The sequence below is a fragment of the Gordonia sp. (in: high G+C Gram-positive bacteria) genome, from assembly GCF_052106715.1.
Lineage (GTDB): Bacteria > Actinomycetota > Actinomycetes > Mycobacteriales > Mycobacteriaceae > Gordonia.
In genome coordinates this window covers 29,553-49,467 of sequence record NZ_JBQEDL010000020.1, presented here as the reverse complement: position 1 = coordinate 49,467, position 19,915 = coordinate 29,553, and the positions used below count along the sequence as shown (strand labels likewise).

Annotated in this window: 18 protein-coding genes and 1 pseudogene; 10 read left to right on the top strand and 9 right to left on the bottom strand. The window is 66.7% G+C overall.

Translation table 11 applies throughout. The features are described from left to right. Nucleotides 1–4: 4 nt before the first annotated feature. From ACTIMF_RS11650 to ACTIMF_RS11640, 3 genes are read left to right on the top strand one after another with little or no spacing between them, the layout of a single operon-like run. Nucleotides 5–964, top strand: a complete 960-nt coding sequence (locus tag ACTIMF_RS11650) for an ABC transporter permease (protein ID WP_442350450.1) — start codon at nt 5–7, stop codon at nt 962–964. Continuing rightward, a complete protein-coding gene (locus ACTIMF_RS11645; RefSeq protein WP_442350449.1) occupies nt 961–1,875 on the top strand; it encodes an ABC transporter permease in 915 nt (304 codons plus the stop codon). The genes ACTIMF_RS11650 and ACTIMF_RS11645 overlap by 4 nt, the downstream gene beginning before the upstream one ends. After that, the gene (locus ACTIMF_RS11640; protein WP_442350448.1) at nt 1,872–3,506 is read left to right on the top strand and encodes a dipeptide ABC transporter ATP-binding protein; all 1,635 of its coding nucleotides are present in this window, start codon (nt 1,872–1,874) and stop codon (nt 3,504–3,506) included. The genes ACTIMF_RS11645 and ACTIMF_RS11640 overlap by 4 nt, the downstream gene beginning before the upstream one ends. A 16-nt stretch (nt 3,507–3,522) precedes the next feature. On the opposite strand, the gene ACTIMF_RS11635 is transcribed toward ACTIMF_RS11640, so the two are convergent. The 3 genes from ACTIMF_RS11635 to ACTIMF_RS11625 all read right to left on the bottom strand — a co-directional run bounded on the left by ACTIMF_RS11635 (nt 3,523) and on the right by ACTIMF_RS11625 (nt 5,883). After that, on the bottom strand, nt 3,523–3,978 hold the full coding sequence (locus ACTIMF_RS11635) for a peroxiredoxin (RefSeq protein WP_442350447.1): 456 nt from the start codon (nt 3,976–3,978) through the stop codon (nt 3,523–3,525). A gap of 67 nt (nt 3,979–4,045) precedes the next feature. Next, complete coding sequence (locus ACTIMF_RS11630; protein WP_442350482.1) at nt 4,046–4,684, bottom strand: response regulator; 639 nt, start codon at nt 4,682–4,684, stop codon at nt 4,046–4,048. A 35-nt stretch (nt 4,685–4,719) separates the two neighbouring features. Then, nucleotides 4,720–5,883 carry a sensor histidine kinase gene (locus tag ACTIMF_RS11625; protein WP_442350446.1) on the bottom strand — a complete coding sequence of 388 codons (1,164 nt, stop codon included), beginning with the start codon at nt 5,881–5,883 and terminating at the stop codon, nt 4,720–4,722. Between the two features lie 132 nt (nt 5,884–6,015). Here ACTIMF_RS11625 and ACTIMF_RS11620 point away from each other — a divergent pair, with 132 nt between their 5' ends. Both ACTIMF_RS11620 and ACTIMF_RS11615 read left to right on the top strand, forming a co-directional pair. Continuing rightward, entirely contained in the window at nt 6,016–6,939 is a 924-nt protein-coding gene (locus ACTIMF_RS11620; RefSeq protein ID WP_442350445.1) for an ABC transporter ATP-binding protein, read from the top strand. Beyond that, nucleotides 6,936–7,727, top strand: coding sequence for an ABC transporter permease (locus ACTIMF_RS11615; RefSeq protein WP_442350444.1), 792 nt, complete (start codon nt 6,936–6,938; stop codon nt 7,725–7,727). Before ACTIMF_RS11620 ends, ACTIMF_RS11615 begins: the two co-directional genes overlap by 4 nt. A gap of 121 nt (nt 7,728–7,848) precedes the next feature. On the opposite strand, the gene ACTIMF_RS11610 is transcribed toward ACTIMF_RS11615, so the two are convergent. From ACTIMF_RS11610 to ACTIMF_RS11600, 3 genes are all read right to left on the bottom strand, one after another. Next, nucleotides 7,849–9,333 (bottom strand): flavin-containing monooxygenase, encoded by a 1,485-nt coding sequence (locus tag ACTIMF_RS11610; protein WP_442350443.1) that lies wholly within the window; start codon nt 9,331–9,333, stop codon nt 7,849–7,851. Nucleotides 9,334–9,407: 74 nt separating this feature from the next. Beyond that, the gene (locus tag ACTIMF_RS11605) at nt 9,408–10,424 is read right to left on the bottom strand and encodes an AraC family transcriptional regulator (protein ID WP_442350442.1); all 1,017 of its coding nucleotides are present in this window, start codon (nt 10,422–10,424) and stop codon (nt 9,408–9,410) included. Between the two features lie 10 nt (nt 10,425–10,434). Further along, the gene (locus tag ACTIMF_RS11600; protein WP_442350441.1) at nt 10,435–11,859 is read right to left on the bottom strand and encodes an amino acid permease; all 1,425 of its coding nucleotides are present in this window, start codon (nt 11,857–11,859) and stop codon (nt 10,435–10,437) included. A gap of 137 nt (nt 11,860–11,996) precedes the next feature. On the opposite strand from ACTIMF_RS11600, the gene ACTIMF_RS11595 reads away from it, so the two are divergent. After that, nucleotides 11,997–12,806 (top strand): hypothetical protein, encoded by an 810-nt coding sequence (locus ACTIMF_RS11595; RefSeq protein ID WP_442350440.1) that lies wholly within the window; start codon nt 11,997–11,999, stop codon nt 12,804–12,806. On the opposite strand, the pseudogene ACTIMF_RS11590 reads toward ACTIMF_RS11595, so the two are convergent. Then, a pseudogene (locus ACTIMF_RS11590) lies at nt 12,805–14,097 on the bottom strand (condensation domain-containing protein); the annotation flags it as partial. The gene ACTIMF_RS11595 and the pseudogene ACTIMF_RS11590 sit on opposite strands and share 2 nt — an antisense overlap. A 50-nt stretch (nt 14,098–14,147) precedes the next feature. On the opposite strand from ACTIMF_RS11590, the gene ACTIMF_RS11585 reads away from it, so the two are divergent. From ACTIMF_RS11585 to ACTIMF_RS11575, 3 genes are all read left to right on the top strand, one after another. Next, nucleotides 14,148–14,930 carry an alpha/beta fold hydrolase gene (locus ACTIMF_RS11585; protein ID WP_442350439.1) on the top strand — a complete coding sequence of 261 codons (783 nt, stop codon included), beginning with the start codon at nt 14,148–14,150 and terminating at the stop codon, nt 14,928–14,930. Nucleotides 14,931–15,027: 97 nt separating this feature from the next. After that, nucleotides 15,028–15,657 carry a DUF2461 domain-containing protein gene (locus ACTIMF_RS11580; protein WP_442350438.1) on the top strand — a complete coding sequence of 210 codons (630 nt, stop codon included), beginning with the start codon at nt 15,028–15,030 and terminating at the stop codon, nt 15,655–15,657. Continuing rightward, entirely contained in the window at nt 15,654–16,457 is an 804-nt protein-coding gene (locus ACTIMF_RS11575; protein WP_442350437.1) for an RCC1 domain-containing protein, read from the top strand. The genes ACTIMF_RS11580 and ACTIMF_RS11575 overlap by 4 nt, the downstream gene beginning before the upstream one ends. Nucleotides 16,458–16,477: 20 nt before the next feature. Here the strand turns inward: ACTIMF_RS11575 and ACTIMF_RS11570 are convergent, their stop codons facing one another. Beyond that, nucleotides 16,478–17,791 (bottom strand): cytochrome P450, encoded by a 1,314-nt coding sequence (locus tag ACTIMF_RS11570; RefSeq protein WP_442350436.1) that lies wholly within the window; start codon nt 17,789–17,791, stop codon nt 16,478–16,480. Nucleotides 17,792–17,880: 89 nt separating this feature from the next. Here ACTIMF_RS11570 and ACTIMF_RS11565 point away from each other — a divergent pair, with 89 nt between their 5' ends. Next, entirely contained in the window at nt 17,881–18,495 is a 615-nt protein-coding gene (locus ACTIMF_RS11565; RefSeq protein WP_442350435.1) for a TetR/AcrR family transcriptional regulator, read from the top strand. A 498-nt stretch (nt 18,496–18,993) separates the two neighbouring features. On the opposite strand, the gene ACTIMF_RS11560 is transcribed toward ACTIMF_RS11565, so the two are convergent. Then, entirely contained in the window at nt 18,994–19,887 is an 894-nt protein-coding gene (locus tag ACTIMF_RS11560; protein ID WP_442350481.1) for an SDR family NAD(P)-dependent oxidoreductase, read from the bottom strand. Between the last annotated feature and the right edge of the window lie 28 nt (nt 19,888–19,915).

Here is a 19,915-nt window from a genome sequence, read left to right as displayed (position 1 = left end):
CATCATGACCGGCTATCTCTTGCGCAGGATCCCGACGGCGGTGATCGTCCTGCTCGCCGCATCCCTGCTCATCTTCGCCGTGCTACGGCTCATTCCAGGCGGTCCGGAGACCGCGCTCGCCGGCCCCGACGCCACCCCGGCGGATCTGGAGACGATCCGTCACGACCTCGGTCTGGATCGAGGATTCTTCGCCCAGTACTTCTCATGGCTCGCCAGTGTCCTGACCCTCAACCTCGGAACGAGTTATCAGGTGGGCGGCGACATCGTCGACCTCGTGTCGTCCGGCCTGACGAACACGCTCGTGCTGACGGTGACCGCAGGGCTCTTCGCGGTCGCGTTGGCGTTCGGGTTGGCGCTCGCCGCCACGATCCGCCCGAATCGGGTAGTGAATGCGCTTCTCACCGGCGTCAATGCGGTCGCCATCGCCCTCCCTACGTTCGTGGTCGGCACACTGTTGATCGCCGTGTTCGGCGTCGGCGGTGGCCTCCTTCCCGCAGGCGGGACTCCGCCCGACGGTCTGAGTGCGGACCTGTGGATCACCGCGCAGTACCTGGTGCTTCCGGCCCTCACACTGGGGCTCCCGGCGGGTGCGATGCTGGCGCGGTTCCTGACCGAGGCCCTACAGACCGAACTCGCACAGCCCTATGCGGTCACCGCCACGGCCACCGGCGCATCCCGTCGCGACGTCGTACTCAAACACGCGCTCCGCAACGCGCTGCCGTCGACGATCACCGCCTTCGGGCTGATCGTCGGTGCATTGCTCGGCGGAGCAGTCCTCGTCGAGGCGATCTTCGGCTGGCCGGGTCTGGGAATGCTCACCGAGGAGGGCATCTCGTCGCGCGACTACCCGCTCGTCCAGATCCTCATTCTTCTATCGGTGTCGGTGTTCGTGCTGATCCAGCTCGCCGCCGACGTCGTGCACGCCTGGCTCGACCCCCGAATCCGATTGGCAGGTTCCCGATGACCACCACAGACCTCTCGCACGACGATGTCCGCATCGACGGCATCGGCCCGGGGCTGGTACCCGAGTCGCCCGCCGACCGCGACGAGGCACGGGAGCGGACACCGCTGTACCGGAGCCTGGTCCGGGGCACCGGACTGCTCGGCACCGTCTTAGTTCTCGCCGTCGTCGCCGCCGGACTGATCGGCCCGCTGTTCACCTCATTCGGCGCCGAGCAGCAGATCGACGGTGCGTATCTCCTACCGCCGGGCGTCGATCACTGGTTCGGCACCGACGACGTGAACCGCGACGTCTTGACCCGCGTACTCGTCGGCATCCGCGTCGACCTGCTGATCGTCGCCGTGGCCGTTCCGATCGGCGCCGCGATCGGCACGCTCGTCGGTCTCGTCGCGGTCTCCGTCCGCGGACTGGACGCGCTCGCACAGCGTGTGTTCGACGTGATCCTCGCCTTCCCCGCGCTGATCCTCGGCATCGCGCTGACCGCGATCCTCGGTCCCGGCACCCTGACCGTCGGGATCATCATCGCGATCGCCGAGATCCCCGTCTTCGGCAGACTGGTCCGGACTGCGGTCCTGCGGATCCGCGAGCAGCCGTACGTCGAGGCCGCGTTGGTGAGCGGTGCGAGTACGCCGCGCATCCTGTTCAGACACGTCCTCCCCAACTCCGTCGAAGCGCTCGGTGTGCAATTCGCGCTCTCGCTCTCGCTCGGCGTGTTCATCGAAGGAGCGCTCAGCTACCTCGGTATCGGCGTCGTCCCACCGACCCCTTCGCTCGGCGGCGTCCTCGCCGCAGGAAACGGCTACCTGGAGACCAACCCGTGGTTCTCCATCGGACCGTTGATCGTCATCTCGGCCCTCGTCTTGGGTCTCTATCTGATCGCGCAGTCGATCTCGAACGACCGGAGAAGCCTGTGACACTCGCTCTCGAAGTATCCGACCTGCACGTCGGATTCGACTACCCCAGACCCGCCGTCGCAGGCATCAGCCTGTCGGTCGGACGCGGCGAGATCGTCGCACTCGTCGGCGAATCGGGTTCCGGCAAGACGATGACCGCCCGCGCCGCGATCGGCCTGCTCCCGGTGGGAGCCACCGCAACTGGTTCGGTGAAGGTCGACGGCGTCGAAGTCCTCGGCCGGTCGGAACGCGAGCTCACCGCCGTCCGCGGCGACCGGGTCGCCATGGTGTTCCAAGAACCCCAGACTGCGCTCAACCCGGTGCAGACCATCGGCTGGCAGTTGCGGCAGGCGCTCACCCGGCACCGCAGACTGTCACGCGCCGACGCTCGCCGACGTGCGATCGAGTTGCTGACTCTCGTCGAGATCCCCGATCCGCAGACACGGCTCGGCTACTACCCGCATCAGCTGTCCGGTGGTCAGAAGCAGCGCGTGGTGATCGCTCTCGCCGTCGCGAGCGACCCCGCTCTGCTACTCGCCGACGAGCCGACCACGGCGCTCGATGTGACCGTACAGCGAGAGATCCTCGAACTGCTCGTCCGGCTTCGCGACAAGACCGAGGCAGGCATCTTGCTCATCACCCACAACCTCGGTGTGGTCGCCGAGATCGCCGACCGCGTCGTCGTCGTTCAACTCGGCGAGGTGGTCGAGACCGCCGACGTGCACCAGATCTTCGCCGCCCCGAACCAGCCGTACACGCGTCAGCTGCTGGCTGCGGTTCCACGGCTGGACGTCGGGGGCACCGATACCGCCGCGGGCACCGCGCCGGATGCGCACGACGCGACTCCGGTGGTGTGCGTCGACTCGATCACCGTGACCCACCCCGGCCGATTCGGTGCGGCGGCGCATACCGCTCTGTCGGAGGTGTCACTCCAGGTGGCTCCCGGTGAAGTCCTCGGCATCGTCGGCGAGTCCGGATCCGGAAAGACCACGCTCGGCCGCACCGTCGGCGGAATCCTGCCGACCGCCGCCGGGAGAATCCTGGTGAACGGCGACGACATCGCCAGGCTGTCCGGCAAGCAACTCAAAGCGGTGCGACGGCGAATCGCGTTCGTGCCGCAGGATCCGTCCGCGTCGCTGAACCCGCGTTTCACGGTCGCCGAGTCGATCCGGGAACCATTGGAGATCCAGGGCCTGGGAAACCGACGCTGGCGCGCCCGCCGCGTCGTCCAACTGCTCTCGGAGGTCCAGTTGCCGACATCGTTCGCCTCGAGGCTGCCGCACGAGCTGTCCGGTGGGCAGCGTCAACGCGTGGCACTCGCTCGCGCATTGTCTGCGAACCCGGAACTGCTGATCGCCGACGAGCCGACCAGCGCGCTGGACGTGTCGGTGCAGGCTCGAGTCCTCGAACTGTTCGCCGAACTGCAGAACGAATTGGGGTTCGCCGCCATGTTCATCAGCCACGACCTCGCTGTGGTCCGGCAAGTGTCCGACCGGGTCGCTGTGCTGCGCTCGGGCAGGCTCGTTGAGACCGGCGTCGCCGACGCACTGTTCGCCTCGCCGAGCACCGATTACACGCGCGCCCTCGTCGACGCCGTTCCGGTCCCCGACCCGGATCGCGAACGCGCTGGACGACCGGTGCTCGCGGTCTGACCGATCCGCCTTCGAATCAGGCGCCGAGCGCCTTCAGCGCACGATCGGCATGAACGTCCATGCTGACTTCGGACGCGATCACATCGGCGATCACACCGTCGACGCCGATCGCGAACGTGGTGCGCTTGGTCGGCATGAACGAGGAAAGGAGTCCGCTGCGTCGTACGCCGTAGGCCTCGGCGACCGACCCGTCGACGTCGGCGAGAAGCGGGTAGTCGAGGGCGTGCTTCTGCGTCCAGTCCGACTGCTTGGCCACCTCGTCCCGGCTGATCCCCACACGTTGGACGCCCGCCTCGGTGAACTCGCGGGCCAGATCGCGGAAGTGGCAGGCTTCCTTGGTGCACCCGGGTGTGAACGCCGCCGGGTAGAAGAACAGTGCGACGGGACCGTCGGCGAGAAGTTCGGAGAGTCGGCGCGTGCGCCCGCTCTGGTCGGGCAGTGCGAAGTCGGGTGCGCGGTCGCCGGATCTCATAGGTCCACAGTAGTCAGACCGTTCACGATAGTCAGACGGGGCACGATAGTCACACGGGGCACGAGAGTCAGACGAGGCCCGCATCGTGCACCGCGATCGCGACCTGGACCCGGTTGGACGCACCAAGCTTCACGAAGATGTGTGAGATGTGCGCCTTCACGGTCGCGACGCTCATGTACAGCTCGCTAGCGATCTCAGCATTCGACGCCCCCTGCGCCACACAGGTCGCGACGTCACGCTCGCGGTCGGTGAGATCGGCGATCGCGCGTTCGGCCGACTGCGACCGGTCGTCGCCGTTGGAGTCGACGACCTGTTTGATCAGCGCCGCCGTCACCGACGGACTCAGGGCAGGGTGTCCGCTCAATACATTCTTGATCGCGGCCACGATGTCGGCGGGCGGCGTGTCCTTCAGCAGGAAGCCGTCGGCTCCGACGGCCAGAGCACGCACGACGTAGTCGTCGGCGTCGAACGTCGTCAGCACAATCACCGACGGTGCCTGCGCTAACGCCTTGAACGCCGCCGTCGCTGCGATCCCGTCCATCACCGGCATGCGCAGATCCATCAGGACGAGGTCGACGGGGTCGGCCGCGTGTCGTCCGAGTGCGTCGGCGCCGTGCACCGCTTCGGCGACGACCTCGAGTTCGCGGTCGCCACCGAGGAGCAGACTCAGTCCGGACCGAACGAGTGGATCGTCATCGACCAGCATTATCCGGCTCGCCGCGCCCGGCCCGTCCACGGTGTTCACGACTGCCACGGTAGCCACACCGTCAGGACGAAGGTGTCTCCGCCCGTCGTCTGGTGCTCTTGACGACCTCCGGCGAGCTCGACACGCTCGGCGAGGCCGACAAGCCCGAAGCCGGACTCCGGCGGTGAGTGATCGGCGGCGAGCGACAGCGGATTCTCCACCCGGATGTCCACACCGCGGCCGGGCGCGCCGAGCACCGACACGCGCACACGGCTGGCCGGCGCGTGTTTGCGCGCGTTGGTCAACGCCTCTTGAACGCAGCGATACACGGTCCGCCCCAGCACCGTCGGCAACACCTGCACGTCGACGTCGACGTGCACGTCGATGCGCATGCCCGTCCGACGGTTCTCCTCGATCAGCTCCCCCAGGTCGACGACGGTGGCCTGAGGCAGTTCGGGATCGGCGTCGCCCGGCCCGTCGCGCAGCACCCCGAGCACTTCGCGAAGCTCCGTCAACGCCTGGTGCGACGTCTCCTGGATAGTCTGCGCTGTCTGCTTCGTCTCTGCAGGTGATAGATCGTCCCGGAACGCGAGTGCCCCCGCATACATGCTGACCGCCGAGATTCGGTGCGCGAGAACATCATGCATCTCGCGGGCGATGCGGGCGCGCTCCGCACTCTGCGCTTCGCGGACGCGGGCGGCCTGCTCGGCCTCGGTGAGAAGTGCGCGCGCCCGCCAACTGGCGAGCAATTCGCGTCGCGACCCGATGTACATGCCCCACGCGACCATGAATGCGGCGATCACGACGAACAACGCCCAATCGAGGAGCGTCAGCGGGGCCTCGTCCGGCGCTCTCAGTACGTACTCGCTGGTGAGCATGGTGGCGATCGTCAGCAGCGCCTGGGGAACGATCTCCTTCCACCGGCGCCGCGTGGACAACGACACGAGCGCGAGTGCTGCCGGACCGCCCGCCGTCGTCGAGACGGCGGTCATCAGCGCGGTCACCGTGGCGACGAGCACCGGGTGCGTCCGCCGGTACCGCATCACGAGCACCAACGCGACGAGGCCGAGGGCGAGGTCGAGGCCGAACCACCATGGGTGATCAGTCCACTGATAGTCGATCCGCGGGGCCCACCCGATGCCCGATATCGCGACGACGACGATCACCCGCCAGGTATGCCCCCACCATTTCAGGGTCGGTTGATAGTCCACAGGGCGCACGGACTACACGCTAGTCGGGACTGCTGTCCGCGGACTCAGCCGACGGTCGACGGGCGCCTCATACTTTCGGATGATGCGAGATTGTCCTCGCGTCGGATGACACGGCCTCCCGCGGCGCACAGAATAGTAGCCATGATCGAAGTCAAGAACCTCACGAAGCGCTACGGCGAGTTCGTCGCCGTCGACGACGTCTCGTTCACTTGCAAGCCGGGGCGTGTGACCGGGTTCCTGGGTCCGAACGGCGCCGGAAAATCCACCACCATGCGGATCGTCGCCGGTCTCACCCCTGCGGGATCGGGATCGGCGACCATCAACGGCGTCGACTACCGCGACATCCCGAATCCCGCGACACACGTCGGCGTCCTGCTCGACGCGTCCGCCCAGCACGCCGGACGGACCGGAGCCGAGATCCTCCGGCTGTCGGCGACCACGATGGGAGTGCCGTCCTCGCGCGTCGACGACGCACTCAAGATGGTCAGCCTGACGCCCGAAGAAGCTGGGCGGCGAGTACGAAACTACTCGCTCGGCATGCGGCAACGCCTCGGCATCGCCAACGCCCTGCTCGGCGACCCCAGCGTGTTGATGCTCGATGAGCCCGCGAACGGTCTCGACCCGGCAGGCATCCACTGGATGCGCACGCTCCTGCGCGGCTACGCCGACCGCGGCGGCGCAGTACTCCTCTCCTCGCACCTGTTGCACGAGATCGAGATCATCGCCGACGACCTCGTGGTGATCGGCAACGGCCGGATCGTAGCCGAGGGCACCAAGGAAGAACTGCTCGCCGGCACCGGTTCGGTGGTCCGTTCCGCCGACGACAACCGGTTGGGGGTGGCGCTGCACACCGCAGGCGTCGCAGCTCACCCGTCCGAGGGCGGCGGCTTCCGCGTCGAGGCCACGCCCGACGTCGTCGGCCGAGTCGCACTCGATGCGCAGGTGGCTCTCACCGAACTTCGTGGTGGCGACGGCGCCCGCTTGGAGGAGATGTTCCTCCAACTCACCCAGCAGGACCAGCGTGAACAGCCACAACGCGACCAGGTACAGGGAGTCCAGCGATGACCGCGACCGCACAACCCGCACCGGCCGTCTTCAGCGGCCCCGGTATTCCGATGAGCCGACTGATCAAGGTCGAGCTCCGCAAACTCGTCGACACGCGCGCTAGCTTCTGGCTGGCCGCGTCGATCGCCGCTATCTCGGCGATCATCGGCGTCGTCATCCTGATCGTCGGCCCGGGCGATCCGGGTCCGTCGGCAGCCGACGGGAACATCACATTCCAGAATCTGTTCGATCTGATGACCGCACCGATGGGCTTTCTGCTGCCGGTCATGGCGATTCTCCTCGTGACCAGCGAATGGAGCCAGCGCAACGCGCTCACGACGTTCACGATGGAACCACGCCGTCAGCGGGTCATCGTCGCGAAGCTGGTCGTCTCGATCATCGCCTCGGTCGTCGCGGTCATCATCGCGCTCGCTCTCGGCGCGCTGTGCAACCTCATCGGCGGACTGATCTACTCGGACACCGGCGACTGGTCGATCACCGGCGTCGGTCTCCTGTCCGGGCTGCTCAACATCCTGGTCGGGGTCCTCGTCGGGTTCGCCTTCGCGGCGCTGCTCCTGAACACGCCCGCGGCGATCGTCGCCTACTTCGTCATCCCAACCGTGTTGGAGATCATCGGAGCGGTGGTGCCGTGGATCAACGACCACCTGATCGAGTGGATCCGCATACCGATGCTCGGCGAGTCGCCGAACGGATCGGACTGGGCGCACTTCCTCGTCGGCTTCCTCATCTGGTTCGCGGTCCCGATGTTCTTCGGTGTCAACCGAATCATGCGTTCAGAAGTCAAGTGATCCGGCGGGTCGGGTGATCTGGAGGGGCCGCTCGATCTGAAGGAACTGAACGCGAAAACGCGGTCGGTGTGTCCGAAGTTCTCCCGGACACACCGACCGCGTCCTTATGGGCAGGGTGCGCCTATGCGCGCCCAGACTCCGTCGCGGTGTACGCGCTGGGATCGAATCCACGTGTGGCGGAACGGTATTTGAACGTGAATCCAGGCCAGTTCTGGGTGTTCTTCCCGGACTCGGTCGTGTACCAGCCGTCGCAACCGGTCGCCCAGACTGTCGATCCGAGCTGCTTCTGGAGGTCGTCGTTGTACGCGTCCTCGACATCCTTCCGGACCGTCAGCCACCCGGCGCCACTCCGGTCGAGTTCGGTCACCGCGTCGACGACGTAGGAGAACTGCGACTCGAGCATGTAGACGATCGAATTGTGCGACAGATTCGTGTTGGGGCCGTAGAGCACGAAGAGGTTCGGGAACCCGGCGACGCTCATTCCCAGGTACGCCTGCGCGCCGTCGCGCCATTCATCGTTCAAATCCACACCACCGAGGCCGGTCACGGTCATCGGCGCCAGGAATTCGGTTGCCGCGAAACCGGTGCCGAGGACGATGGCGTCCACCTCGTGGAGCTCGCCGTCGACGGTGACGATGCCCTCGGGAACGATGTGGTCGATTCCATCGGTGACGACGTCGACATGGCTGTGCACCAGCGCCTGGTAGTAGTCGTTGGACATGAGGATCCGTTTGCAGCCCATCGGGTCGGTCGGCGTGACCTTGCGGCGGAGTTCGGGATCGGCGATCTTCTTCTCCAGTCCCCGCAGGTACCGCCTCTCGAAGAGTCCGATAAGCAGTTTGCCGATCGCGGACCCGTTGAACGCGAATCCACGCGGCTCCAGCCACGCGTAGGTGGCCGCCCGTGACAATGCGAGCAACGCAGGGAACCGGGTGAACGCGGCGATCAAGCTACGCCGATACGGGTAGTCGGGCTTGTCGATGACGTGAGGTGCATGCCGTTGGAACAGTTCGAGGCCTGCGGCGCGATCGGCGATGTGCGGGACGAACTGAATGGCCGACGCCCCGGTCCCGATCACCGCGACCTTCTTGCCTTCGAACTCGTAACCGTGATCCCACGTCGAGGAATGGAACATGGTGCCGGCGAAGGTGTCCAGTCCGTCGATGCGCGGGTAGGCGGGGCGGCTCAATTGCCCGGTCGCCGGAATGAACACCGTGGCGCGGTGGGTATCCCCGCCGGGCAGGTCGAGCACCCATTCTCCGGCCGATTCGTCGAACCTCGCACCGAGCACCTCGGTTCCGAACCGGATATGTCTGCGGATGTCGAACCGGTCCACGCAGTCCCGAAGGTAGCCGAGGATCTCGGACTGCCCGGCGAAGCGCCGCGTCCAGTCGGGCTTCAGCGCGAAGGAGAACGAATACAGGTGCGATGGCACGTCGCATTCGGCGCCCGGATACTCGTTGTCACGCCACACTCCCCCGACGTCGTCGGCCTTCTCGAAGATGACGATGTCGTGGTAGCCGGCCGCTTTGAGCCGTGCGGCCATCCCGATGCCGCCGAATCCGGTGCCGATGATGGCGATCGACGGGCCAGTCGTTGCAGTCATGTCCTCACGCTATCGCCGTGAACGCCGCCACGGCAGACCATCGGCGGCGCAAGAGTTACTCGTTTCGGCAACCGTCAGCGGCCCGTGCGGAGTCGCACGTATTCGGCCGGACCACAGCCGTGCCATCGTCGGAACGCCTGCGAGAAGCTCGACACCTCGACGTAACCGAGTCGCTGTGCCGTCTCGGTGACGGTGAGCCGGCCGCCCACCAGCATCTCCTCGGCCAGCCGAGAGCGCATCTCCTGCAGCAGAGCACGGTACGACGCGCCTTCGGCGGCCAGTCGATGCCGCAGGGACCGCGTGCTCATCGCGAGTGCTGCGGCGGCCGCTTCGGCACTCGGCGGATTGGCGGGGTTGGCCGTCAGCAGGTCTTGAACGCGTGCTGCAAGACCCGATCGTGCCGCACGTGTCCGAAGCAGTTCACGGCACTGCGCCTGCGCGAACGCGGCGGCCTGGGCATCGGCTCGCGGCAACGGCACGTCCATCCCGTCGCGCGGCATATGCAGGAGCGTCTCGTCGCAACCGAACTCCGGGCGCACTCCGAACACCTCGGCGTACGGTTCGACGTCATTCGGTTCGTCGAACGCGAAACGCGCCGCGAAGGGCCGGTTCGGATCAGCGACGAGGTCGCGTCCGATGGTCCGCACCGCCGCCAGGTCTCGTTCGACGACGAAGCGCCGCAACACCTCTGGGACGTCGGGTGCAGTGAACACCAACTCGAACCGGTCGTCGACGACACGCGGCTCGATCGTCGAGAACGCATACGTCAGATCGAAGTAGCGCAGCCCGATCTCGACGGCCTCACGCAGCGTCGGACTGCTGATGAGCGCGAACCCGAATACCCCGTAAGTGGTCAGCTGGTAGCGGGCACCCGCTCGAACTCCGAGCCCGGTGCGGTCCCCGAGGGAGTCGACGATGTTGGCGATGACCGCGAGTTCCTGCCGGAGCTGAACCTCCGAATCGGGCGAGGCGACCGCATCGACGTCGAGGCCCGTTCCGGCGAGCGTCTGCTCATCTGACAGTCCGGCGTCGCGAGCGAGCCCCACCATGACGAGCACGCCGGCCGATGAACGCGGGATACTCCAATCCATCACGGCGACGTCAGTGGTTGAAGGCAGATGTTCCCGATCGTCTGACCTGCTTTCGATTGCCGCCCGTCCACGCGAAGTAGCAGACGGTGACGATGGCGAACCAGATGGCGCCGACGATCAGAGCGATCCGACCGTCGTCGTTGGTGAACAGCAGGACGACCACCATGCCGAGGAATGCAAGCGTGAGGAGAGAACTGACCCGCCCTCCCGGTACGGCATAGCCGGAGTCAGGAAGCACGCCCGCTCGGACCTGCGAGCGGTAGCGCATCTGACAGAGCACGATCGTGCCCCACACCACGACGATCCCGACCGTCGACACCGACGTGATGTAGGTGAATGCGTGCTCGGGGTCGATTACGTTGACGATCACTCCGATCACCATGACGACGGCGCTGAGCACGATGCCGGCGACCGGGACCTGGCGACTGGACAGTTTCTGCAACCCGCTCGGAGCGTCGCCGCGCTGCGACAGGGATCGCACCATGCGACCGGTCGAGTAGATGCCCGAGTTACACGACGACAACGCAGCCGTGAGCAGAATGAAGTTGATGATCCCTGCCGCGCCCGGGATGCCGATGTACTGGAAGACGGCGACGAACGGGCTGGTGCCCTCGTGGAAGTCCTTCCAGCTGCGGACCGACAGGATCACCAGGAGGGATCCGACGTAGAAGATGCCGATACGGAACGGCACCGTGTTGATGGCCTTGCGGAGGGTGACGCGCGGGTTCTGCGCCTCGCCAGCGGTGACGCCGACGAGTTCGACGCCCACATAGGCGAACATCACGATCTGAAGGCTGAGGAGTGCATTGGTGAAGCCCGTCGCGAAGAATCCACCCTGGTTCCACAGGTTCGACACGGACGGGCCGACGTCCGGTCCGAGACCGGAGATCGGCAGCAGCACACCGATGCCGATGACGATCATGCCGAGGATCGCAGTCACCTTGATCGCCGAGAACCAGAACTCAGCGTGCCCGAACAGGCCGACCGAGATCAGGTTCGCGGCGAACAACACGACCAGGGCGACGAGTGCCGTCACCCAGACCGGGATCGACGGCCACCAGTAGTTGATGTACTTGCCCGCGACCGTGATCTCAGCCATGCAGGTGGTGACCCACACCGCCCAGTACGTCCAGCCCTGGCTGAATCCCATGAACCGGCCGAGAAACTCGTCGGCGTACTCGCTGATGCCGCCGGAGATCGGCCGGTAGAGCAGAAGGTCGCCGAGAGAACGCATGACGATGAAGATCGCCAGGCCTGCGACGGCGTACGCGAGGATCAGCGCCGGACCCGCCTTCTCGATGGCACCGCCCGCCCCGTAGAACAAGCCGGTGCCGATGGCGCCGCCGATGGCGATCATCTGCACGGTACGAGACGTGAGCCCCCTCTGATAGCCCTCGTCGACCTCTGTGTCGACGCCCTGCGGTGTAGACGTCACCGGCGTTCCTTCCCCTGAAAGTGCGTTGTGCAGCGGGAGTGAATCTACCCGCGCCGCATGTGGCCGGTGTCACCTGGTCGACCTGCGAACCGTTGAGCACCACGCATATCCGACACATCGCCGTTAGGATGACGCGAATGGGCACCGCGGATCCACTCGTCTACGCATCTGTGGCGTTCTGGGAGTACGGATGCTGCGGTGAACTGCCGGTGCCCGGCGCACGTGTGAGCGGAACGTTGTCCGCGGTACCGGCCCGGCCGACGGAGAGATTCGTGGTCACTGCGCCGTTCGCGTTTGTCGCCGATTTCGAACTGCTTCGGTTCGACACCTGGTCGACGCGCTGGGATCGAGCCCATGGCGACCCGACGACACAGCCGATCACCGTCAGGTTCTCCTGGCACGAGGACTCGAGCGCATACCCGCAGCCCGCTGTGACCGGGACGGTGCACGAGATCTACGAGGCATCACTCGATTCGGGCATCGGTGAGCAGAACACCGGCGATGCCCCGCGCGTGTACCGGCGAGTCGAGTCTGTCGAACGGCACCCCGCCGACTTCGACGCCCGATTCCTGGGTCTCGTAGTCGGCTTCACACCCGAGTCGCGGGCGGAGCCGTCGGCGACCGCGATCGCCGACCATGCTGCGCTTATCGAGAAGGCGTCTCGCACGATCAGCATCTCTGGTCCCGCTACCGCCTTCGGCGACACCGCTCCAACGCGTGGAGATCTCCTGCGGATCGACCTCGAACACCCCCGGCTACGGGTCGAGGGAAATCGGGCCGATCTCTCGGGCGTCGTCAGCGGCGTCATAGAACAGGTGAGCCGCATGATCCCCCACCAGAACGGCTTGTTCACGTTGCTCGCGTCGGTCACCGCGGGAACGCCCGCCTCGTCGATCGACGCCGACCTGTACGTCAGGGTCCTCGTCGATCGCTCGTACTTCTCGTGACGTCGCCCCGCGCCGACTCCTGAAGGCGTTCGACCAACGCGTCAAGCCATCCGCCGACATTGTGGCGGCCTTCGGTCGTGTCCGGGTATCGACACCGCAGATGCAGTCCCGACTCGTCGAGGATGAACCACAGCATGACACCGTCGGTCCGGATGACCGCTCCGACGTACTGGGCGTCGATCGAGTGCGAATCGAGTCGGACCGGGAGACGTCTCAAGTCCAGCCACGAGATCGCGAACATGCCTGCCTTCTCCGGCATGTCGCCACCCCACGCGGCCAAAACGTCGCTCAGCGGCCAGGAACCGAGACGCACCGCCTCCCGGACGGCATCGGCACTCGCCGCCGGATCGGGGTCAGCCGACTCGAGGACCGAATTCGTGATGAACCAGCCCACCGACTCGTGCCACTGGTCGTCGTACCTGCTGTGCACGGGGAAGACTGCGCGCAGCGGCGCGTCCGCGGCGTCGCGGGTCACCTTGGTCATCACCGACACCGCGAGTGACAACGTCGAGACCCCTGCGACCCGTGCCTGAGCCGAGAACGCCTCGCTCGCGTCGACGTCGAACACGTCGCGCACCTCGACGCGTTCGGGCTGCGGTTCGGCGGACCCCAGGGGCAGCGGGAAGCACGGCATCACTCCGCCACCCGCAGTCAGGATCTCGCTCCAGCGGCGGTGGATCGCGTCCGGAGCCGTCGGCCGCTCGGCTAGCGAGCGCGTGTGGTCGACGAACGCAGCGGCATCCGGCAGCGACGGCGTATCGCCCGCTTCGACCGCCGCGACCCCGACGAGCAGGTCTCGGGCGATGACGAGCATCGACCACATGTCCACGTGCGCGTGGTCGGCCGCGACGATCACGGTGGTCGACGACGCCGTCTCCAATACGCACAGCCGGTGCGACGGCGACGCATACGGTGAGCACGCGACGTCGAGAACCTCTCGCAGCGCATCGTTGACCGCCTGCCCGGGGCCGATCTGATGCTCGGACCACTCGCCCGGTTCGAGGTCGACGCAGTGCAGTCGCGGACCGTGCTCGCTCGGTATGAAAACGGTACGCAGAGTGTCGTGGCGGTCGATGACGGCGAGCCACGCAGAGCCGAGGACGTCGCGGCCCACCCGCCTGTCGAGTCGGAAGGACAGCGCCATCCATGTGCCGGGCCGATTCTCCGCGCCGACGTGCCGTCGTTGGTCGAAGGAGACAGGCTGCTCGGCGCCGAGACCTCCGACGCGAACGTCGTAGCCCCACAGACTGCCGAAAGGAAGTCGCAGGTGGCCGACATTCGTAAGGCGCATGCCGGTGTACGCTACGCCTCGTCCCGACCTCCGCAACTCCAGGAGAGACCGTGCAAGCGTTCGACGTTCCCGGTGCCCGGATCGCCGCCGAGTTCAGCGACGAAGGTGGCCGACCGGTGGTGCAGCTACATGGGCTGACGTCGAGCCGATCACGCGACCAGGTGCTCGGGCTGGATCTGGGCCGCGGCCTCTCTGGTACGCGCCTTCTGCGCTACGACGCACGCGGCCACGGCGAGTCGACCGGTAGAGCGGAGCCCGACGATTATCGGTGGTCGGCGCTCGCCGACGATCTCCTACGACTTCTCGATCACTGGTTTCCCGGCGAACGAGTGCACGGCGTCGGACCGTCGATGGGCACCGGCACGCTGCTGCACGCCGCCGTGCGCGAACCCGACCGGTTCTCGGGTCTGACGCTGGTGGTTCCCGCAACGGCTTGGGACACGCGTATCGCGAAGGCCGACGAGTACCTCCGGGCAGCGGATCTGATCGAGAGCGAAGGTATCGCGGCGTTCGTCGCCGCGGGCGCGGAAGCTCCTCGTCCACCGGCGTCGGCCACCGCACCCCCGACCGTGCCCGCAGTGTCCGAGACCCTGCTCCCGTCGGTGCTGCGCGGTGCCGCGGTCAGCGACCTTCCCGCGCTCATTGAGATCGGCGCGATCACCGTTCCGACGACCGTCCTCGCCTGGACAGGCGGCCCCGCCCATCCCCTGTCGACGGCGCAGAAGCTCCTCGAGACCCTGCCGAACGCGTCGCTGACCGTCGCGGAGACACCGGCGGATCTGGAATTGTGGCCCTCGTTCCTGCACGACGACGTCGCGCGGGATTCGCGCTGACCCCGGAACTCAACTGCTCCAAGGCATCGCGCCCCACAAGGCCGGCCCGACGGGATCGAACATCGAGCGCCGGCTCGCCTGCCGATAGTCTCGACCCATGAGCTTCACCGGTTTTCCCGAAGCAGCGCTCGACTTCTACGACGACCTCGAGATGGACAACAGCAGAGTCTTCTGGGACGCGAACCGCGACGTGTACCGCGAGGCCGTCGCCGCCCCGATGACCGCCCTCGTCGCCGACCTCGAAAACGAGTTCGGCGAGGCCAAGGTCTTCCGACCGTACCGAGACGTGCGATTCTCGAAAGACAAGACGCCGTACAAGACGCATCAGGGAGCATTCGTCGCCGTCGCACCCGCGACCGGTTATTACGTCCAGATCGGCGCTCCCGGGGTCCGCGTCGGAGCGGGCTTCTATCACGCGGAGCCCGAGCGTCTGGCATTCCTGCGACGCGCCATCGACGATGATCTGCACGGTGCGGAACTGGAAAAGCTCGTCGAGAGCCTCCGCCGACGTGGATGGGAGATCGGCGGCGACAAGCTCAAGACCGCACCGCGCGGCTGGGCGAAAGACCATCCGCGCATCGAACTGCTTCGGCACCGCTCGCTTGTTGTCAGCCGTGACTACGGTTTCGACGCGGTCATCCACACACCTGCGCTCGTCGACGAGGTCCGCAAGCACTGGCGCCAGACGCGCCCGCTTCTCGACTGGTTCGTTCAGCACGGCGAATGAGCACTGTCATCGCCCTCGCTGCGGGCCGTCGGCACCGGGTCGCGCTCCACGCCGACGGCACCGCCTGCGCGACCGGCGACGGCCGCGCAGGCGAATGCGCCGTCGGCGACTGGACCGACATCGTCGCCATCGCCGCGGGCGACGTGCACGCCGCCCAAAACACCCGCCGGTCGCATACGGTCGGACTCCGCTCGGACGGGACAGTCATCGCGACGGGATGGAACGACGACGGCCAGTGCGACGTCGGCGCCTGGACCGGAATCGTCGCGATCGCCGCGGGTTGGCGGTGGACACTCGGAGTCGGTGCGGACGGAGTGCCGGTCGCCACCGGACGGAACCGCGAAGGTCAATGCGATGTGGATTCCTGGCAGGACGTGCTCGACGTCGCGGCAGGCGACTGGCATTCGGTCGGGCTCCGCGCCGACGGGACAGTCGTCGCGACCGGCAACAACACGCGGCGACAGTGCGATGTCGGCGACTGGCGCGACGTGGTCGCCGTGGCCACCGGCTCCGTGCACAGCGTCGGACTGCGCTTCGACGGCACGGTCATGGCGACTGGGCGCCACCGGGCGTCCGACGTATCCGGGTGGTCGGGCGTCATCGCCGTCGCCGCGGGCAGCCACCACACTGTCGCACTACTCAGCGATTACACCGTCGCTGCGAACGGCGACGACGAACACGGTCAGTGCGACGTGACGCTCTGGCGGGACGTCGTGGCCGTCGCCGCGGGATCGACCTTCACGACGGGACTGCTAAAGGACGGTTCGGTCGTCCTGGCAGGCACACAGCTTCACAAGTGATCGCTCGAACCGACGGCACCTCATCGGCGCTGCACGGTGATCCGGCCGCCCAGCCGCGGCGCGAACGCGACCCCGCGAGAATGCAGACCCTCTCCTCTCGCAGTGCTCGGCTCCAGCGTCAACTCGCGCAAGAGAGTCCGTACCACCACATCCATCTCCATGGTCGCGAACGCCGCGCCGATGCATCGGCGCGTGCCTCCGCCGAACGGCAGCCAGGCGACCGACGGCGTGTTCCCGATGAATCGGTTCGGATCGAAACGTGTTGGGTCACTGAACTGTTCGCTGTCGTCATGCAGTAGCGATATCGACACCAACGCATTGTGCCCGCGGGGAATCCGCCACGGTCCGACCTCCAGGTCGTCGGCGACAACGTGCCGTCCCGCGAAGTCGATCACCGGCCGCGACCGTTGCGTCTCGAGGATCACTGCGTGACGGAGTTCGTCGCCGTCACCTTGCGCTTCGGCGGAGAGCTCCTCAAGGATCGCCGGATGGCGCTGGATCCGCTCGAACAGCCACGCCAGCGTGGTCGCCGTGGTCTCGTGCCCCGCCGCGAGCAGGGTGAGGAGCTCGTCGGCGATCTCCTCATCTGTCATCGCGCTGCCGTCGTCATAGGTGCTCTGCAGCATCAGCGCGAGGATGTCGTCGCGGTCGGCCAGGCTCGGGTCGCTCCGCGCCTGGCCGATCACGCGAAGGATCGTCTCCTGGTACTTCGCGCGGCGCCGCCGCAGCCGGACATTCGGGTCGACGCCACTGAGCACACGCGGAAGGTCGGGAATCGTTGCCGACCGCGATCCGGCCGCGACGAGGCCGGGGAGCTGAGCACGAAGCTCGTCGAAATCATCTCCATCGGCGCCGAACACCGCCCGAAGGATCACGTTGAGCGTGATTCGCATCATCGGCTCGAGCGATGCGAACCGTCTGCCCATCGGCCACGTCGCGATCTCGCGGCGAGTCTCGTCTTCGACTATCTGCTCATATGCGCGGATCCGCTTGCCGTGCAACGGCGGGGTCAACAGCTTTCGACGACGACGGTGGTCGGTTCCCTCGATCGCGAAGATCGATCCGGGCCCGAGGATGCGCCCGAGGTTGGGTTGGACGTTGATGGTCTTGGCACCGGAGGTGAACAGTTGCTTCGCCATCGCGGGGTCGGCGATCACCACGATCTTCCCGAAGACCGGAACCTCGAGTTGGAACACGGGGCCGTAGCGAGCGCGGCACGCCCGGAGCACACCGCGTCGAGCCGCGAGGAATCCGATCCCCTGCATCCACGTCGGCAACGGAACCTTCGGAGGCTTCTGCGCAGTCGACGACTTCCCTGGTGCGTGCGTGGTCATCGACTGCTCTCCGATCGAATCGGTACGGCTACGTACCCATCCGACGGTACGCCTCCGTACCACCACGGACAAGGGCCTATCCTGAAGGAGTGAGAACACCGCACCCCACCGCACTCGACTCAGCGGTCGATTCGCAAGCCAGATCGCGACTGACGGACGCTATGCGCGAGTGTGTGGCCGACCTCGGGTACCGCGCGACGACGGTCGCCGACGTCGTGCGGGTCGCCCGAATGTCGCGCCGGTCGTTCTACGAACACTTCACTGACAAGGCCGCGTGTTTCGTCACCGTGCTGCGGGAAGCGAACCAGCAGATCATTGATGCGGTCGCAGCGGCGGTCGATCCCACCGCACCGTGGACCGTCCAGGTGAGGCAGGCCGTGACCGCATACGTCGAGACCAGCGAGACCCACCCCGAATTGACCCTGAGCTGGATTCGCGAACTGCCCGCTCTCGGCGAAGCAGGCCAGGGGCTGAAAGCCGAGGGGATGGACGAGTGGATCGACCTGTTCATCACGATCACATCGACTCCACAGGTGGCCGCGGACGGCATCGCCCCCGTCTCCCGACCGGCCGGCATCATGATCTGGGGTGGCATCCGGGAGCTGACCGCGAACTCGGTCGAGACCCGAACTCCGTTGTCCGACATCATCGAACCCGCGACACAGGCCTGCATCGCGCTGCTCGCTGGCCGTCCCAACTCCTAGCGCACGCCGATCGACGCAAGCCCGGGAGTCGTCGGCGCCTGTGCATCGAGAATGAGCGCGACCCGGCCCCGGCCGGTGTGGAGCACGGCTTCCGGAGGGTGCCCGTTCAATCCGTGCGACGTCCGCCCCGCGCCGGTTCGGCCGCTCGACAGGTTGACCCAGCGGATCCCGGTATCGATCAGGCACCCCCATTGTCGTGTTCGGTCCCGGTGACGGTCACGACACCCGACTTGGTGCGTTCCACACCGCAGTGGGAAGCCGGGACGTCGAGACTTCCGTTCGGATTGCCGCCCAGGGCGGGATTCACTTGAAACGGCACTACCGGCGCGGCGTGCGCCGTACCCGGTGCTATCGCGAGCGCGGCGGCTACCGAGGTTCCGGCGCCGACGGCTCCGGCCGCGACCTTCGACTGAAATTCATCGCTGAGTCCTCCCTGGACGCGATTTGCCGACCCGCGTCCACCCAGACTCGGTCTCCATGAGTTTTCGTCGACTGCGGTCAGCCGGTGACGATCTGCGCCAGTTCGGCCACCGTGTACGGCGGCGCGTCGTCGTGCCCGCGGTAGGCGACGAACTCCGGCTGGAACTGTGGGTACCTGCCAATGAATCCGCCTGAGGCACTGAAGATCTCGCCGGTGACGGCGGATGCGAGATCACTGGCCAGATATGCGTACAGCGGTGCGACGTATTCGGGCGGCGCCGGGTCGAGCGCGAGATCCCTGGTGCCCGCGTCCAGCAGCCCCCGCTCGTGCAGGTCGTAGATGTGGGCCCGGTAGTCGTCGCCGGTCGACAACCGTGTCCGACCACCGGGACAGACGACGTTCACCCGCACTCCGTGCGGACGCAGGTCGGCTGCCAGCGCCATCGCGAGTGAGTTCACGCCGCCTTTCCCCGCCGGATAGCCCGTGCCACCGAACACTCCCGAGGACGCTGCCGAGCCGGTGAGCACCACGGCACCCGCCCCCTGCTCGACCAGCAACGGTGCGGACGCACGAACCAGTTCGAACGAGCTGACGAGATGGGCGTCGAGCTGAGCGAAGAACTCGCGAGTGGTCATCGTCAGGATCGACGACCCGGCAGGCTCGGCTGCGCCCGCGCAGTTGATCACGATGTCCACTCCGCCGTACGCGCGCACGGCGGAGTGGATCATCTCCTGCGCGACCTCCTCGTCTGCGACATCGCCCGACACGGCGACAGCACTGCCGCCCATCGCGGTCAGTTCGTCGGCCGCAGCACGCGCGACGTCGCCGTCCCGCCCGTTGACGACAACCGAGACCCCCTCGGCCATCAGCGATTTCGCGACGGCGAACCCGATTCCACGGCTGGAGCCCGCCACCACGGCCGCGCGCCCGCCGTTCCGCGTCGGGGCCGTCGGACCCACGAGTGGACTCACCACATCGGGACGGGCGTCTGCCCGAGCG